This is a genomic window from Marinactinospora thermotolerans DSM 45154, assembly GCF_900167435.1.
In the GTDB taxonomy this organism is placed as follows: domain Bacteria; phylum Actinomycetota; class Actinomycetes; order Streptosporangiales; family Streptosporangiaceae; genus Marinactinospora; species Marinactinospora thermotolerans.
This window is the reverse complement of the sequence record NZ_FUWS01000002.1, coordinates 1-16,727: the sequence shown is the minus strand read 5'-3', so window position 1 is coordinate 16,727 and position 16,727 is coordinate 1. Positions and strand designations below refer to the sequence as shown.

Sequence of the window (16,727 nt, the reverse complement as noted above, 5' to 3'; positions counted from 1 at the left end):
ATCCCCGGCGGCGGATCTCAACATCCCGGCGCCGTTCCGGGGCGGCTTTACGACATTGTGAGCGGCCCATTCCGGTCGGGGCGGGTACTGGGCGTGCCTGTCATGGCGGTCTACCGTGAACTCAGGGGTGTTCCCTGGCCGGTCGTTGTCGCACTACTGGCACGCGACGCCGCGCGGCCGTCCGACGGAGTACTCCTCGGCGCCCCACAGAGCGCGAGGCCGTTCGCCGGTGTAGCCCCGGACACACCGGTTCGCGTCGGTCGGTGCTCCGTGGAGCTCGCAGGCCCCACCGGCCCGCTCACCGTCCTAGTGGGCCGGTGGTGGCGCCCCCACCCCGCCCCGTCGAAGCGCCGGCCCGGATCAAAGGCGCCGTCGCCGAGCTCTCGGGCCTCCGGTCCGGCGCCCGCGCCGCGCTCATCGACCGCGGTCCAAGCCCACCCCAGCAGGTGGCGGCGTGGTGCGCGGATTCCTGCCCGCCCTCCACCACCTCACCGTCAAGCAGCTCGGGACGAAAGGCGGCAGCGCGATCAGGCCGTCGGCAGGATCCGCTGGACCTCGTACTCGGTTTCGACCGCCCGGAACCCGAAGAGGCGGTTGATCCCCTGCATGGGGTCGTTGACCTGGGCGTTCCAGGTGTGCACCCGTTTCCGTTCGGGGAACTCCCGTTGCAGGACCTCCAGGTTGCGCGCCTTCATCGCGGCCCCCAGCCGCAGTCCCCTGCTGGCCCGCACGACCAGGGTGTCGTCCTGGTAGACCTCGGCGGGCGCGTACCGGGAGACCTGGAGGGTGGTGTAGCCGACGAGGGAGCCGTCCGGGGCCCGGGCCGCGGTGGTGAGGGGGGTGATGCCCTGGACCGCCAGGCGTCGTTCGAGGCGGCGCACCCGCGCGGCGTCCCACTCCAGGGGACGGACGTCGAGATCGCCGACGGGGACGTCGTACTCCATGAGCGTGCACATGGCGACGTAGGCGTCGAGGTGTTCGGCGGGGCAGGGACCGATCCAGGAGAGCAGGTCGTGGCCGGGGTGGTGCGCCGCGGCGCGCTCCCCGACGGCGGCGAGGTCGGCGGCGGGCAACGGGAGCGGCAGGACGAGATGGTCCTCGACGTGGGCCTCGACGAACCCGTTGCGCCGGGCGAACCGGACGTCGGGCCAGGTCTCGGCCTGTTCCCCCACGGGGACGCCGACCACCGCGAGGAGGGTGGTGCGCCCCTTGGCGAGGGCGGTCAGCTCGACGTGGCCGGCCAGGGCCCGGCCGTACCCCCTGCCGCGGAACCGGGGGAGGACCGCGAGCTCGGCATGGACGATGTGGCGGTCGTGCGTCGTGGGCAGTCTCAGGAGCAGGGTTCCCGCGATCTCGTCCCCGGCGAAGGCGGCGTAGGCGAGACGCTCCCAGTCGTCGTCGGCTTCGCGGAGCGAGGCGGCGAGTTCCCCGTAGGGGAGGACCAGGGGGTCGCGCCGCCCGGCGCGCACCGCCTCGCTCATGGCCGCGTGCCAGGCCCGCAGCGCCGTCTCGTCGTGGGGGTCGATGGGACGGATGTCGGTCACGGTCGCTCCCGGGGTCGGCTGACGGCCTCGGATCCCGTTATCCCGTGTCACCCGGGGACGGGGCAACAGGTTTTCCCGGCCCGCCCCGGGACGGGCCGGAAAGGTCAGCGCTCGGGGACCGGCCGGGGTTCGGGGAGCGGCCGGGGCTTCATCCCCTCGGGGGCGAGCCAGGCCAGCAGGTGGTAGCCGAGCAGGGTGATGATCGTGCCCAGGGCGATGCCCTCGATCACGAGGTCGCCGAAGCTCAACCGGACCCCGCCGATGCCGGCGATGAGGCCCGCCGCCAACGGGACGAGCACGACCGGGTTGGCGAAGTCGACCCGGTTCTCCACCCAGATCTTCGCGCCGAGCAGGCCGATCATGCCGTACAGCACCACGGTGATGCCCCCCAGTACCCCACTGGGGGTGGCCGCGACCAGCGCGCCGAACTTCGGGCACAGCCCGAACAGGATCGCCACGATCGCCGCCACGTAGTAGGCCGCCGTCGAGTACACCCGGGTGGCCGCCATGACCCCGATGTTCTCCGCGTAGGTCGTGGTCGGCGGGCCGCCCACAGCGCTGGACAGACCGCTGGCCACGCCGTCGGCGATGATCGCCCGGCCCATGTGGCCGTCCAGCGGCTCGCCGGTCATCTCCTCGACGGCCTTGACGTGTCCGGCGTTCTCCGCGATCAACGCGATCACCAGGGGCAGGGCGAGGAGGATGGCCGAGGCCTCGAAGGCCGGCGCGTGGAAGTCGGGCAGGCCGAACCACGGGGCCTCGGCCACGCCGGACAGGTCCACCCGGAACGCCTCGGCGATACTCCCGTCCTCCTGCGGCACACCGGCCGGGCCGGTCACCGCGTCGAGCACCCACGACAGCGCGAACCCGAACACCAGCCCCAGCAGCACCGTGATCCGGCCGAGGAACCCCTTGAACAGCACCGTCGCCACCACCACGAACACCATCGTGAGGAGAGCGACCCACTGGTCCTGCGGCCAGTAGGTGCCGGCGACCACGGGGGCGAGGTTGAAACCGATGAGCATGACGACCGCGCCGGTGACCGCCGGTGGAAGCGTCTTGAGGATGATCCGCGGACCGACCAGGTGGATGAGCACGCCCGCCAACGCCAGGACGACGCCGACGCACAACGTCGCGCCGGTGATCTCCGCGATCCCGCCGCCCGAGGCGTGGACGGCGGTGGCGACGCCGACGAACGACGCGCTGGAGCCCAGGTAGCTGGGCACCTTGCCGCCGACGATGAGGAGGAACAGGATCGTCGAGACGCCCGACATCATCACGGCAAGGTTCGCGTCCAGCCCCATGAGCAGCGGGAAGACGAAGGTGGCACCGAACATGGCCACGACGTGCTGGGCGCCGAGCCCCACCGTCCGGCCCCACGACAACCGTTCGTCCGGCCGCACCACCTCACCCGGCGGCGGAGCGCTCCCGTCGCCGTAGAGCTTCCATCCCAAGCCCAGTTTCATGCCCCTGTCCTCCCAGAGTCTCCGTTGGGAGCGTGGGGCCGAGCTCGCCGCACGCCAACCGACAATTCTCCCCTAAAGCGATCTCTAGCAACAAATCAGACATGTTGCGCGACGGGTCCTCGCCCGACCAGGGCCTACCATGGGACTGGTCAACCCCGGTGCGAGGCCTAAGGAGCCGACCGAAGCAATGTCCGAACAGCGCGTTGTCCGTCCCACACCCATCAGCGGCTTCCCCGAGTGGACGCCCGAGATCCGGTCCGTGGAGCAGCGCTGGCTGGACCATATCCGCGCCGGGTTCGAGCGTTACGGGTTCGCCTCGGTCGAGACCCCCTCGGTCGAGGCGCTCGACGTGCTGATGGCCAAGGGGGAGACCTCGCAGGAGGTCTACACCCTGCACCGGCTCCAGGCCGACGCCGACGACGACAGCGACGCCCGGCTGGGTCTGCACTTCGACCTGACCGTCCCGTTCGCCCGCTACGTCGCCCAGCACTTCAACGAACTCGTCTTCCCGTTCAAGCGGTACCAGATGCAGCGCGTGTGGCGCGGCGAGCGTCCCCAGGAAGGGCGCTTCCGCGAGTTCACGCAGTGCGACATCGACGTCATCAACGTCGACCGGGTCCCCCTGCACTTCGACGCCGAGCTGCCGCGCATCGTCCACGAGGTCCTCACCGGCCTGGACATCCCCGCCTGGACGCTCAACATCAACAACCGCAAGGTGCTCCAGGGCTTCTACGAGGGCCTGGGCATCGGCGACCCGCTCGCGGTGATCCGGGCGGTCGACAAGCTGCACAAGATCGGCCCCGACGCCGTCCGCGAGATCCTGGTCGACCAGGTCGGGCTGTCCGCCGAACAGGCCACCGCCTGCCTCGACCTCGCCGCCATCCGGGGCGCCGACGCCTCCGTGGTGGAGGAGGTCGCCAAGCTCGGCGTGCGCTCGGAGCTGCTCTCCGAGGGCCTGGAGGAACTGGGCTTCGTGCTCGACTCCCTGTCGGACCTGCCCACGGGCAGCATGGTGGCCGACCTGTCCATCGCGCGCGGCCTGGACTACTACACCGGCACCGTCTACGAGGCGACGTTCGACGACGACCCGGGCTACGGCAGCATCTGCGCGGGCGGCCGTTACGAGAACCTGGCCGGACAGTTCATCCGCCGCAACCTGCCCGGCGTGGGGATCTCCATCGGCCTCACCCGGATCTTCGCCAAGCTCGTCGCCGAGGGGCGGCTGACCGCCGGCCGCTCCTGCCCGACCGACGTGCTGGTCGTGCTTCCCGGCGACGACCGGCGCGCCGAGGCGCTGCGCACCGCGGCGCTGCTGCGCGAGCGCGGGTTCAACACCGAGGTCTACCACCAGGCCGCGAAGATCGGGAAGCAGATCCAATACGCCTCCCGCAAGGGCATCCCGTTCGTGTGGTTCCCCCCGTTCGAGGACGGCCGCCCGCACGAGGTCAAGGACCTGTCCTCCGGCGAGCAGTACGAGGCCGACCCGTCCTCCTGGAGCCGTCCCTGACCTCCCGAGCGTCCGGACGGCCGCGCCGGCCGCCCGTCGGGGATCATCCCGGCCCGGGGCGGGTTCCCCGCCCCGGGCCGCGCCGTCTCCGCGTCCCCGGTGCCGGCCGCCCCGGTCGCGCGGACCGTCCACCCCACATGGTGGCCAGCGCCGTAGGACCCCCGGTGTGGCCGGATCCGGCCGGAGCGTGCCGGGGACGGGGCGTGCCGGCGGCGGCGTGGGGTCAAGGGCCGGCCGGCCCCGTTCGCGCGGGATTCGGACCGGCGACGCCGGACGCGCCGGCCGGAGCCGGCTTAAACCCCTGGTCACCGCTTTCCACGCGTTCCTTCGGCCGGCGTGCCGGTTCCGCCGCAGGGTTCGGGGAGGCTCCTCGCCCGGCACCGCGGAGTCGTCCCGCCTACCGTTCTGTCCTTTTTGTGCACTCCATCGGAGGACAGATCTCCCCTCTCCCCCGCGGGGCACATATGCAGATGCACACGAGAATGCATGTGCAAACGCGCGCGAAGACGTTAGTGTCGTAACCGCGATCCGAGCCCCGCTCGATGCGGGCCGGAGAGCGTATCGCGCGTCCTGGACGCACCTTCCGAGAGGTCGCAGACGTGCGGAACGGACACGGCCGGCCGGGGCCCCGCTTCGTGATCGCGGGGGCGACGGAGCGGACGGCCGCCGTCACCGCCGCGGCGCCTCGGGACCGCGTGGCCGTGAGTGCCCCGAGGGGAGGCACTCGCGGCCCGGGTAACGGGTGATCCGGGTTCGCCACGCGGAGGGGGCGTGGCGAACCCGGTCGCCGCCCGTGGCGACCGTCTCAGAAGACGTCGATCTCGAACCAGGCGACATGGGTGGCCTCGGTCCAGTACTCCCCGCTACGCGAGGTGCAGCTGTCGATGATGAGCTTGCCCCGGCCGTAGTCGCCCTCGCCCTGACGGCTCACCACCCGTCCCTCGCCATCGTCGGCGTCCTTGGCGCCCTGGTCGGCGATCGCGACGCGCACGCGGTCGGCGCCGACTCGGATGTAGAGGGTCATCACCCCGCCGATCCGGCCCGAGCGGGAGTGCAGCAGGGCGTTGGTGGCGAGCTCGCTGACCGCGAGTTCGGCGTCGTCGAGTATGGGGCCCGCGTGACCGGTTCGGGAGAGGAAGTCGCGGACCCGGGCGCGGATGGACCGCACGGCGGTGAGGTTGCCGACACAGCTCCACACCGTGTGGTCGGTCGTCACACCGTCGGGAGCACCGTCGGGCAGTGGCGCATCGAACGGGCCGGTCGCGTCGTATTCCCGGAGTCGCTGCGATTCGGTCATCCCGATGTCACTCCCATCAGCTCCAGACGCTACCCGCCCCCGGCTGCGCCCGGCGCGTTCTCGACGGCCCTCACCCTAGACAAGAGCGTGCCCTGCACAGCACAACACATCCCGCGCTCCGGCATCACGGCTCCCTCACAAAACGCGGCCATGTGTCGGATCGCGATGCGGCAAAGAATCCGTGCGGCGCCCCAACCTCACTTTGACCTGGTGATTCTCCCACATACCAGACAGCAGCGGCCCCCGGGCGGGCTCGGCGACACCAGCGGGGACGGATCCGGTGAAATGCCTGACACCACCCCCCTCTAGGAACGATAATCATTTTCTCCAACCGATCATCGAAGGGGAACACCAGACATGAAGATCGCCTTCGCCGGCAAGGGAGGCAGCGGCAAGACGACGCTGTCGGCCCTGTTCACCCGCCACCTCGCGGCCACCGGCCTGCCGGTGGTGGCCATCGACGCCGACATCAACCAGCATCTGGGGGCCGCCCTGGGCGCCTCCCCCGACCAGCTCCGCGCGCTGCCCCCGCTGGGGTCGCACCTGACCGAGATCAAGGACCTGCTGCGCGGCTCCAACCCCCGCATCGCCTCGGCCGAGCAGATGGTGAAGACGACCCCTCCGGGGCGCGGGTCGCGGCTGCTCGACCTCTCCCCCGACAACCCGGTCCACCGGCGTTTCGGCCTCCCCGTGGCCGGCGCCACGCTGATGCTCACCGGCCCGTTCGCCGAGGACGACCTCGGCGTCGCCTGCTACCACTCCAAGGTGGGGGCGGTCGAGCTGTACCTCAACCACCTCGTGGACGGACCCGACGAGTACGTCGTCGTGGACATGACCGCCGGCGCCGACTCCTTCGCCTCGGGCCTGTTCACCCGCTTCGACGTGACCTTCCTCGTCGCCGAGCCGACCCTTCGGGGCGTCAGCGTCTACCACCAGTACGCCGAGTACGCCCGCGACTACGACGTCACGATCCGCGTCGTGGGCAACAAGGTCGAGGGACCCGAGGACGTGGAGTTCCTGCGCGAGCACGTGGGTGACGCGCTCAGCGTGTGTCTAGGCCGTTCGGCGTTCGTGCGGGCGATGGAGAAGGGACACCACCCGGGGCTGGAGGAGCTCGAGGACGACAACGCCAAGGCGCTGGCCTGGATGCGCGACGCCGTGGACGCCGTTCCCAAGGACTGGGAGCGGTTCACCCGGCAGGGGGTCGAATTCCACCTGCGCAACGCGCGCGCCTGGGCCGACGCCGCCACCGGCGCCGACCTGTCCGCCCAGGTGGACCCCGACTTCGTGATGGGTCCGCTCGCGCTGGCCGCGCGGTAGGGCCACGCGGAGCGCGGGCGAGCGTCCGGTCGCGCGCAAGCCCGCCGGAACAGGGGTCAGGCGCCGCGCAGGGCCATCTCCGCGGCCTCGTGCAGGACCGTCAGGTCCCCCTGGTCGAGGACGCCGCCGTGCCGGGTGAGCAGGTCGTGGAACCCCGTGTGGAAGGCGCCGGTGAACTGCGGATAGTAGGGGGTCACCGGCCGCAGCCGCGCCTCCTCGACCGCCGCGCGCAGGTCCGCGGCGTAGGGGCGCCGATCGTCGAGCGGGCGGGGCGCCGCGCCCGCGCCGTCCGGCTCGCCCGGGCAGGTGCCGTGGAAGTCCCCCTCGTAGGCGCCGGCCCGGGTGGGCGCGTACCCGCCGCAGAAGAACAGGGCGCGCTGCCGCGACTCGGCGGTCAGGAACTCGATGAGCTCACGCGCCTTGGCCGGCTGTTGCGAGGCGGCGGTCAGGGCGAGGCTCTGGCCGCCGAGCGCCGCGGTGCCCTCGGGCAACGGCACCATCGCGAAGTCCGGTCCCGCGCCCGTCCCCTCCGCGCCGTTCTCGGGGCCGCCGGCGAGCTGGTCGTAGCGGGCCGGCCAGTTGCGCATGGCCAGCGCCTCACCGTCGGCGAAGCGCCGCATGCTCTCGGCCTCGGTGTCGTTCCAGGCGTCCTCGGGCAGCAGGCCGCTGCGCAGCCCGGTGACGATGCTGGAGAGCCCCTCACGCGCCGGGGGAGTGTGCAACTGGACCCGGCCCGCCTCGGAGACGATCTCCCCGCCGTGGCCCCACACGAACTCCATGGCGTTGACGGTCAGACCCTCGTAACGCGCGAACTGGCCCGCGTAGGCATACTCGACCGTCCCATCGGCCGCCGCCGTCTCCCGCAGCCGTTCCAGCAGTTCGGGAAAGGTCCTCCCCCGGACGTCGGCGGTCTCCAGCAGGTCGGTGCGGTAGTAGAGCATGCCGACGTCGGCGGTGAAGGGCACCGCCCACACCCTCCCGTCATAGGTGACGGCCTCGACGGGACGCCCGAGGAACCCCTCGGCGCGCAGGTCCGTCTCCACCGGGACGATCCAGCCGGCGCGCGCGAACTCCGCCGTCCACTGGTTGTCGAGGTTGAGGACGTCGTACTCGTGGTGTTCGGGACCGGTGTGGGCCGACTGCGCCCAGCGCACCATCTCCGCGTGCTGGAGGTCGGCCCTGCCCGACAGCTCCACCAGCCGCGCCGGGTGGTCCTCGTTGCCCTCCATCGCGTTCCAGCGGTCGATGAGTTCCTGGTACAGCACCCCGGCCTCGCTGACGTCGCGCCCGGTGGCCACGACGATCGTGCCGGGCGGGTCCCCCGGGGAGCGTTCGACGACCAGCCCGACCAGGGCGGCCACCGACGCGGCCGTCACGGCCAGCGCCACCGCGATGTGCCACAGGGGCGTGCTCCTGCGCCGCTCGGCGATGGGCACGGCCTCGCCCGTCGAGGAGCCGGCCCGCCCCTCCCGTCGCTCATGTGGTGCCATGTCCGCCCGCCTCTCCCGCCCGGGCCTGCGCGAGCAGGCGCCGGCCGGCCTGTCCGGGGTCGTCGGGGTCGACCGCCACGCACTCGATCCGGTCGTCGCGGGTCAGCTCCTCGATCTGGTCGACCTCGCAGGGCGCCTCGTCGCCCCACTGGTCCCGGCCGCCCACGGCGACGATGCGCACCCGCACCTCACTGCCCTGCATCGCCTCGTCGAGTCGGGCCGCGTCCATCCGGCCCCCTCGCGGTCGCCCCACCCCGTCGGTCAGCACGACGAGCATGGGCGGGCCGCCGTCCCGCGCCGAGGTGCCGGCCAGCTCGGTCACCGCCTCGGCGATGACCTCGCGCAGCGGCGTGGACTCGCGCAGGGGGGCGAGCTCCCGCAGACGCTCGCGCACCCGCCCTCCGGTGCCCGCGGCCACGTCGACCAGGCGCTGGGCGTCGGTGTCGGCGGGGTCGGGGGTCCGTGGCAGCGCCCACAGGCCGATCCGGTCGTTGGCGGTGGCCGTCGCCGCCAGGGCGTCGGCTTCGGCGATCGCCGCGTCGAACTTCTCCCCCGGCATGGCCATGGAGGTGGAGACGTCCACCGCGAGCAGGATGTTGGCCTCTCCCAGGGACACCCCGTAGCGTTCCAGCGCCCCGCCGGCGCGGTCGGCGTGGCCGGCGAGGTCGGTGACGGCGCCGTCCCGGCGGGCGGTCAGGTGGGAGCCGAGAGCCGTGACCTGCTCGGCGACCCCGCTGTCGACGCCCCAGTCCAGCCGGACGAACGGGTGGTCCAGCACGAGGTCGTCGGGGAGCACCAGGGGCACCAGGTCGGTGACGGCGCCCCGCCGGCGTTCGCAGTCGGCCGGCAGCTGCTCGGCGGAGCGCAGCGCCTGGAGGGCGTCGAGCGTGGTGAGGGCCGCCGCCGCGTCCCGGCCGAGCCCGCTCGCCTGGCACAGGAGGGCCACCTCTCCCCCAGCCGACGAGGACAGCGCGCCGCCGAGCGATGCCTCGGCCTCGTGGACGGCCTCCTCCGACCGGAGGGTGCCGTCCGGGCCGATCGCGCCGTTGCGCCGGTACAGGAAGGCGGTGTGCAGCAGCGCGGCGGTGGAGCTGCCGGGATCGGCTCGGACCACCGGCCCCTCCTCGGCCGGCGCGACCTCGCGGAGCGCGGCGAGGGGGTCAGCCAGTTCCTGTCCCGGGACCGCTCCCAGCCGCTCCGCCTGCTCCGGCGGCACCGCGAGGATCAGCGGGGACGTCCACATCGACCCGACCACCTCGAAGCGCGCCTCGGGGTTGATGCGGCGCGCCAGCTCGACGTCGACGCTGGAGTCGGGCAGCCACACGTGCGGCAACGGACCCCACGTGGGGTCCCAGCCCTCGATCCCGGCGGCCACGGCCTCGCGCACGTCCTCGGCCTGTTCGACGGCGAAGACGGTGACGTGGACCTGCCGGCACCCGTCCGGGGCGTCCCGGCGCAGCTCGTCCGTGTAGGCCCGCGTCGCCTCCTCCACCCGGACGACGGCGTCCCGCGTGGTGGCGATCGCGATCTCCGCGGGCGGCCGGCAGTCCGAACGTTGCAGGAACGGCAGCGCGAAATGGCCGGCGACCAGGCCCAGCGCGACCACGACGCTGATCACGGCGACCACGCGCAGGTTGCGGACCAGCCATTTCCGGACCCGCCATCCGTCCCACCAGCCGCGAATGGCCAGGTAGCGATCGTGTCCGGCGAAATAGCGGACCAGGAGCCGGAAGGCGTAAACGCCTCCCACGCCGGCGGCGCAGGCGCACAGGAAAGCCAGATAGACGTCCCCGACCCATTGGAGGATCGAACGGATCGCCGATCCGATATCGGTAAGCTCGTCCTCGAAGACGATTCCCAAAAGCTCGGGAACGAGGTTGTCGGCGATCCAGCCGAGCAGGCTGCCGACGATCAGCAGTCCCAACGGCCGCACCGGAGGCCGTTCCCCCTCCGGCTCGGGGCGCTCCTCCCCTGTGGGGTCGGGTGCCGGACCGAGCAGGTTGACGGTCAGCCCGCGCAGCAGACGCCGCGGCCGGCCCGGGCGCGGCGCTCTGTCGGACGTGTCCGGGTCGGCGTCCTCCATCTCCCCACCCTCCGCCCGGATCGGTTCTGCGCCCCACGAAAACGGCAAGGCCCGTCAGGAGAAAAAGTAGTGCACTTCACTGACTTTCGGACCGCGCGCGTTCATTGGTTCTCTGTCCGGATCCGGCATCGGGATACCGGGAACCACACGCCGACTCGCCTCGTCGCTTTACCAGACGTCACACTGGATATCGCATTACCCTGAAGCAACACCTTTCTTCCCTACTCTCTCGTTTTCGGGCGGTCCATTTCCGGGAATGGCTACGCCCGCCCGTTCGGACACGCGGGACCCCTGGACCCCCTCCGACCGGAGTTCGGTATCCGCGATACGGAGATCCCTGCACCATGCGGCTCGACGGCTCCTCCCCCCGCCCCTGGCCGGCCACCAGCGTCGTCGGCCTTTTGAGCGAGACCCCGCGCGCGGACCTGCTCTCACTCGGCGTCCGGCGCGAGTTCGCGGCCGGACAGGTCCTCCTCCACCAGGGCGAGCGCAGCACCCACGTGTTCGTCCTCCTCACCGGCCACGTCAAGATCCTCAGCGAGTCCGGCAGCGGGCGCACGATCCTGCTGGCCGTGCGCTCCAGGGGGGACCTCGTGGGCGAGCTCGCCGGCATGGACGGCAGCAGCCGCATGGCCCGGGTCGTGGCGATCAGGGCGATCGCGGCGCAACTGCTCCCCTTCGACGAGTTCGAGGGGTTCCTGCACCGCCACCCCGAGGCCCTGCGCGTCGTCAACGCCTCCATCGCGGCGAAGCTGCGCTCGGCGACCGACAAGATCATCGACTTCAGCAGCCAGGAGGTCCCCGTCCGGGTCGCCCGGGCCCTGCTGCGCATCCTCGCCGACCACGGAACCCCCGCCGAGGGCGGCGGCACCTCGATCGGCATCCCGCTGACCCAGCCGGAGCTCGCGGCGATCGTCTCCGCCTCCGAGCCGGCCGTGCACAAGGCGCTGGCCGAACTGCGCAAGCACGAGGTGATCAGCGTGGGATACCGCAGCTACGTTGTGCGCGACCTTCCCCGGCTACGGGATTTCGCCGAACTGCCCCCGGAGATCATGGCGAAACCGTAGCGATACGGGATCCCCCGCCCCGCCGCGCGTCATCGTGGATGCCGGCTCCCCGCAGCAGTCCTCCCCCGAGAAAGGTGACCGGATGGAGTACCCCACTCCCGCCATTCGCCGCATGTGCCTGGCCGTCGACGCGGAGTCCTACGGCGACCGCGGCCGGCGCGCCCAGCACGACGTACAGCAATGGCTGGTCAGGATCATGGACCTGGTCTGCAAGAACGCCGACCTGGACCGCTCCTGCTGGGACGTCCAGCCCCAGGGGGACGGGGAGCTCGCCCTGCTCCAGCCCGGCATCGAGGAGGCGCGGGTGATCGCCTACTTCACCCACGAACTCGCGATGGCCCTCTACCACCACAACGCCGGCCTGCGCGACGACGCCCGGCTCCGGTTGCGGGTGGCCTTCGACCAGGGCAACGTCGCCCTGGGGCCCAACGGCTACACCGGCGCCGCGGTGGTGTCGGTGTGCCGGCTGCGCGACTCCCTCCCGGCCCGCAGGGCGCTACGCGACCACCCCGACGTCGACTTCGCGCTGGTCGTCTCCGACTCGATCTACACCGACGTCGTCTACGAGGGCGACTACGACCTCTACGAGCGCGACTTCACCCCGGTCGACATCGACGAGCCCGAGAAGAGGTTCCGGGCGCGCGCCTGGATCCACGTCCCCACGACCCGGCAGCGCGACCGCGGCGCCCACCCGCCCACCGAGATCACCCAGCCCTCTCCCGACCGGGTTCGCTGGCAGGCGCCCTACGTCACCCACAACGGCCCCCAGGCCCACGTCCGGTACAACTACGGGACGGTGACCGTGCACGGCGGCGGCGACCACTACGGGACCGCGGGAGGGTGACCCAGACCGGGAGGCGGCTCGCCGACTGGCGGCGGCGGCCGGCCTCCCCGTCCACGACCCGACCGGCACGACGGGACGTGGACGAGCCGGGATGGCGCGGCGTGGGACGGACGCGGCGTCATCCCGCTGGCCTGTCCGGGCCTTCAGAACAGGACCGACATCACCGCGCCGACCTCGCGGAACCCCACGCGCGCGTAGGTGGCGCGGGCCGCGGCGTTGTAGTCGTTGACATAAAGCGTGACCCGGGGCGCGATCTCGGCCAGCGCCATCCGCACGACCGCGGCCATGCCCCCCAACGAGTGCCCGCGCCCCCGCAGCTCCGGGTGGACCCAGACGCCCTGCACCTGGCAGACCTGGGGGGTGACCGCGCCGACCTCGGCCTTGAACACCACCCGCCCCTCCTCGATACGGGCGAAGGCGCGACCGGTGCGGACCAGCTCCTCGACCCTGGCCCGGTACAGCGCGCCGCCGTCACCGGAGTCCGGCGGGACGCCGACCTCCTCGGTGAACATCGCGACGCAGGCGGGCACTAAGACGCCGAGCTCCTCCACCCGCACACGGCGGACCAAGGGATCGGGTTCGACCAGCGGCGGCCCCGAGATCTCCAGCACCGGCTGGCGGGCGCGGATGGCCCGGGCGGGACCCCAGTAGGGGGTGAGCCGCGCCCACAGGTCCTCGACGGCCGGGATCGGCCCGACGATCGAGGAGCAGCGGCGCCCCTGCCAGCGGGCGTGTTCGGCGAAGTGGCGGATGGCGTCGGGGCCGGCGTTGACCGGCACCAGGTTGGCGCCGGCGTAGCACAACGCGGTGATGCGGCCCCGTTCGACGTACCCCCACAGTTCCGCGCCGAGCCGACCCGGGTCGAGCCCCGCGGTGCGCAGCCGGGAGCTGACGAAGACGTTGCCGACGGGGTCGGCGTCGAGGAGCGCCATGACCTCGGCTCGATCCCGCTCGCCGAGGATCCGCACCGGGGAGGTCCGGAGCATCCGCATCACCCCACCCGCTCTCGACCGCCCGCAGGCGGTACGACGGAACCGTCCAGCGTCATGCTATCCAGCCGCCGCCGCGGACGACCACGCTCCCCGGGCCCACCACCGGCGGCCGGAAAGCGGCGCCGGGCCGGCCTCACGCCGGCCGCCGTTCGACGCCGAAGGGGTCGGTGTCGCCCCGCTCCCCCGCCGGGTCCGGCTGCGGGAGGGCGGCGCAGGTGAGGTCGGCCCCTCCACCGCCGCCCCCCGCCGCGGGGAGGACGCCCTCACGCAGGTAGGCGGTGACGACGTCGTCCACGCAGTCGTTGCCGTTGAAGGAGACGCCGTGGGAGACCCCTCCCTCCTCGACGACCAGCCGCCCCTCGGGGAAGCGGCGGCGCATCGCGTGGGCGCCGGCCAGCGGGGTGGGACCGTCGTCGGTGGCCTGCACCAGCAGGGCCCCCTCGACCCGTGAACCGTCCACCTGGAACCACTCGCCGCCCTCGACCGGCCACGTCATGCACGGCGCGTTGTACCAGGTGTTGCCCCACCCCTGGAAGGGCGCCTGGGCGTGGACCGCCCGGGCGTCGGCGCGCCAGATCGGCCAGCTCCGCGGCCAGGGCGCGTCCGTGCACTCGGTGGCGAGGTAGACGGCGTAGCCGGGGTCGTCCTGCGCGCTCTCCCCGTAGCGTTCGTGGGCGGCCAGCAGCGCCGCGGAGTCCGTGCCCACCACGTGGTCGGCCAGCGCCTTGGCGAGCCTGGGCCAGTAGGCGCTGTTGTAGGCCACGATGATGAAGGTCCCCTCCAGTTCGGTGGGGCCGAGGACGCCCTCCAGCGGCTCGGCCGCCAGGGATTCGCGCAGGCCGTAGTAGCGCTCGGCGACCTCCTCGCCGGTGGTCCCCAGGCGGTAGGTGGCGTCGTTGCGCGCCACCCAGTCGAAGAAGTTGCGGGCCGCCGCGTCCAGCGCGAGGCTCTGGCGGTGGTTGCTCTCGTACCAGGGCAGGTCGGGGTTGACGATGCTGTCGAGCACCAGCCGGCGCACGCGGTCGGGGTACAGCGTCGCGTAGGTGGCGCCGAGGTAGGAGCCGTAGGAGTAGCCGAGGTAGTCGATGCGCTCGGTGCCCAGGGCTGCGCGGACCGCCTCCAGGTCGTGGGCGTTGTCGACCGTCCGCATGTGTTCCAGCAGTTCGCCGTTTGCCTCGCCGCACGCCTTGGCGTAACCGCCCGCGCGGTCCAGCAGTTCGGTCTCGTCCAGCTCGTCGCCCGGCACGGTGTTGGGCCGTACCGGGTCGAAGTAGGTGGGATCGCACGTCACCGACGGGGTGGAGGCTCCAGTGCCGCGGGGGTCGAAGCCCACCACGTCGTAGGAGTCGCGCAGGTCGTCGGGGAGCCCGAGGGCGGTGATCGACGCCCAGGCGCGTCCGGGGCTGCCCGGCCCGCCGGGGTTGACCACGAGCACGCCCTGGCGTTCGCCGCGCGCGGGGACGCGGGACAGGGCGAGGCGGACCACCGGTTCCTCCTGTGGCCGGCCGGCCCGTGGGCTCCGCGCGCCGTCGTGGTCCATCGGGACGGACAGCGTGGCGCACTCCAGCGTCTCGTCCCCTCGCGGGTCGAGGTCGGCGCAGGCGCCCCAGTCGAGGGGCGCCGGTTCCGTGGGGGCCGCGCCGTCCGGTCCCGGTTGCGCGGCGGCACCTCCCGCCATGACGGTGACCAGTGCCGTCCCCACCGCGATCCCCGCCGTCGCGCTCACACGTCTTCTCATCGCTACCACCCCTCGCCGAGAGCACCCGCTCGAATTCTCTCCGTAGCGCGACCTCGCGCGCGGAAGCGACACGGCGGACCCACCGCCCCGCCGGACCCGCCTCCACCGGGGCGGCGATCACGCCGGCCGGAACCGCCCGGCCCAGCGGAGACGCCGTGGAACCTCCGGGCTCCACCCGGCGCCGCGACCCGACGGCGGCACGCCCCGGAGAAGCCACCGGCCCGCACCGGCCGCCCGGAACCCTCCACTCCGGGGCGGGACGGCGGGGAACAGCGGCATGGAACGGCCCTCCCTCACCTGATGAGGGAGCTCTCTCACCCGTCTGGAACGAGGGCGTGGCGGGGACAGGGAAACGCCGACTTTACGACGTAGATTCGAAACGACCGCGAGGATCATCTCCTCGGCGAGGCTCACCGGAGCTGCGCGGAGAAGGCCGGCGCCCCTCCCTCCTTCAGGTACGTCTCGACGAGATCGGTGAGCTCGGCCGGGTAGACCGGCTCGGTGCCGGCCGCGATCTCCTCCAGGTGCCACCAACGCCGCTCTTGGATGTTGTCGGTCTGCGTCCCGGTGACGGCATCGACCCGCGCCGCGTCCACACGGGTGAGGTAGTAGGTCTCCACCTGGCGGCGCTGGACGGTGCCGACCCTGTGATCCTTGATCCGGCGGGCCAGGGGCGGGGACAGCGAGATGCCGTCGAGTCCGAGCTCTTCAGCGACCTCCCGCAGGGCCGCCCCTTCCTCGCTCTCTCCCGCCTCCAGCGAGCCGCCCGGAGTGGCCCAGAAGACGCGGCCGTGGTCGACGATGCGCAGCAGCAGGACGCGGCCGGCCTCGTCCAGGACGATGACACGGGCGGCCCGGCGCAGCGGTGGAGGGGTCGGCGGGGTGCCGTCATCGATGACGCCCTGAGGAGCTCGCATCCCAACGGATGGGCTGAGCACGGCACGGACCTCAGCCGACGCGGGGCCGACTCCTCGGGCGGGAGAGGGGTCGGGGGTCTCCACTGTCATGAACCACGCGGCGCGCACATCGGGTGCGCGCGATCGCGTGACACCTCTCGGTCCGGCCGGTCCCGCACTGCCAGGTCCTCCCGACGACCTTCACACCGAGGCCGGTCCTCTCGGCGGGTTCTTCCCGGGCAAGGCCACACCGCCACCGGAGGCCGCTCCCCCTGTCCGGGCATACCGAACCCCCGCCCCATAGTGATCCAGCCGATCCTCCGGCCAGCCTAGGACGGGGATTCCCGCCTGGCAGGAAGTTCAGGTCACAGCGCGAGAAGGCCACTGAGACCATCCCCGCGTGCGCGGGGAGCACGACCGGCCATACCGGCGCAGCATCAACGGCGAGGGACCATCCCCGCGTGCGCGGGGAGCACTCCGCAC

At 72.4% G+C, this 16,727-nt stretch carries 12 protein-coding genes; 4 read left to right on the top strand and 8 right to left on the bottom strand.

Annotation, left to right across the window (positions count from 1 at the left end; translation table 11 throughout):
• Positions 1–527 precede the first annotated feature (527 nt).
• The gene (locus B5D66_RS03045) at positions 528–1,544 is read right to left on the bottom strand and encodes a GNAT family N-acetyltransferase (protein WP_078760060.1); all 1,017 of its coding nucleotides are present in this window, start codon (positions 1,542–1,544) and stop codon (positions 528–530) included.
• 104 nt (positions 1,545–1,648) lie between these two features.
• The gene (locus tag B5D66_RS03040) at positions 1,649–3,004 is read right to left on the bottom strand and encodes a uracil-xanthine permease family protein (RefSeq protein WP_200813525.1); all 1,356 of its coding nucleotides are present in this window, start codon (positions 3,002–3,004) and stop codon (positions 1,649–1,651) included.
• A 193-nt stretch (positions 3,005–3,197) separates the two neighbouring features.
• Between B5D66_RS03040 and hisS the strand changes: the two genes are divergently transcribed.
• A complete protein-coding gene (gene hisS / locus B5D66_RS03035; protein WP_078760058.1) occupies positions 3,198–4,517 on the top strand; it encodes a histidine--tRNA ligase in 1,320 nt (439 codons plus the stop codon).
• A gap of 805 nt (positions 4,518–5,322) precedes the next feature.
• On the opposite strand, the gene B5D66_RS03030 is transcribed toward hisS, so the two are convergent.
• Positions 5,323–5,814 carry an ATP-binding protein gene (locus tag B5D66_RS03030; RefSeq protein WP_078760057.1) on the bottom strand — a complete coding sequence of 164 codons (492 nt, stop codon included), beginning with the start codon at positions 5,812–5,814 and terminating at the stop codon, positions 5,323–5,325.
• Positions 5,815–6,171: 357 nt separating this feature from the next.
• On the opposite strand from B5D66_RS03030, the gene B5D66_RS03025 reads away from it, so the two are divergent.
• A complete protein-coding gene (locus B5D66_RS03025) occupies positions 6,172–7,134 on the top strand; it encodes an ATP-binding protein (protein WP_078760056.1) in 963 nt (320 codons plus the stop codon).
• A 56-nt stretch (positions 7,135–7,190) separates the two neighbouring features.
• On the opposite strand, the gene B5D66_RS03020 is transcribed toward B5D66_RS03025, so the two are convergent.
• Together B5D66_RS03020 and B5D66_RS03015 are read right to left on the bottom strand one after the other, a co-directional pair.
• Positions 7,191–8,624, bottom strand: a complete 1,434-nt coding sequence (locus B5D66_RS03020; protein ID WP_078760055.1) for an extracellular solute-binding protein — start codon at positions 8,622–8,624, stop codon at positions 7,191–7,193.
• Positions 8,611–10,707 carry a vWA domain-containing protein gene (locus B5D66_RS03015; RefSeq protein ID WP_078760054.1) on the bottom strand — a complete coding sequence of 699 codons (2,097 nt, stop codon included), beginning with the start codon at positions 10,705–10,707 and terminating at the stop codon, positions 8,611–8,613. The genes B5D66_RS03020 and B5D66_RS03015 overlap by 14 nt, the downstream gene beginning before the upstream one ends.
• Before the next feature lie 344 nt (positions 10,708–11,051).
• On the opposite strand from B5D66_RS03015, the gene B5D66_RS03010 reads away from it, so the two are divergent.
• Positions 11,052–11,774, top strand: coding sequence for a Crp/Fnr family transcriptional regulator (locus tag B5D66_RS03010; protein ID WP_078760053.1), 723 nt, complete (start codon positions 11,052–11,054; stop codon positions 11,772–11,774).
• 82 nt (positions 11,775–11,856) lie between these two features.
• Positions 11,857–12,618, top strand: coding sequence for a hypothetical protein (locus B5D66_RS03005; RefSeq protein WP_144290685.1), 762 nt, complete (start codon positions 11,857–11,859; stop codon positions 12,616–12,618).
• Between the two features lie 143 nt (positions 12,619–12,761).
• On the opposite strand, the gene B5D66_RS03000 is transcribed toward B5D66_RS03005, so the two are convergent.
• From B5D66_RS03000 to B5D66_RS02990, 3 genes are all read right to left on the bottom strand, one after another.
• On the bottom strand, positions 12,762–13,604 hold the full coding sequence (locus B5D66_RS03000) for a GNAT family N-acetyltransferase (RefSeq protein WP_078760505.1): 843 nt from the start codon (positions 13,602–13,604) through the stop codon (positions 12,762–12,764).
• A 139-nt stretch (positions 13,605–13,743) separates the two neighbouring features.
• Positions 13,744–15,348 (bottom strand): alpha/beta hydrolase, encoded by a 1,605-nt coding sequence (locus B5D66_RS02995; protein WP_235000698.1) that lies wholly within the window; start codon positions 15,346–15,348, stop codon positions 13,744–13,746.
• Between the two features lie 410 nt (positions 15,349–15,758).
• Positions 15,759–16,265, bottom strand: a complete 507-nt coding sequence (locus B5D66_RS02990; RefSeq protein ID WP_159457206.1) for an NUDIX hydrolase — start codon at positions 16,263–16,265, stop codon at positions 15,759–15,761.
• Between the last annotated feature and the right edge of the window lie 462 nt (positions 16,266–16,727).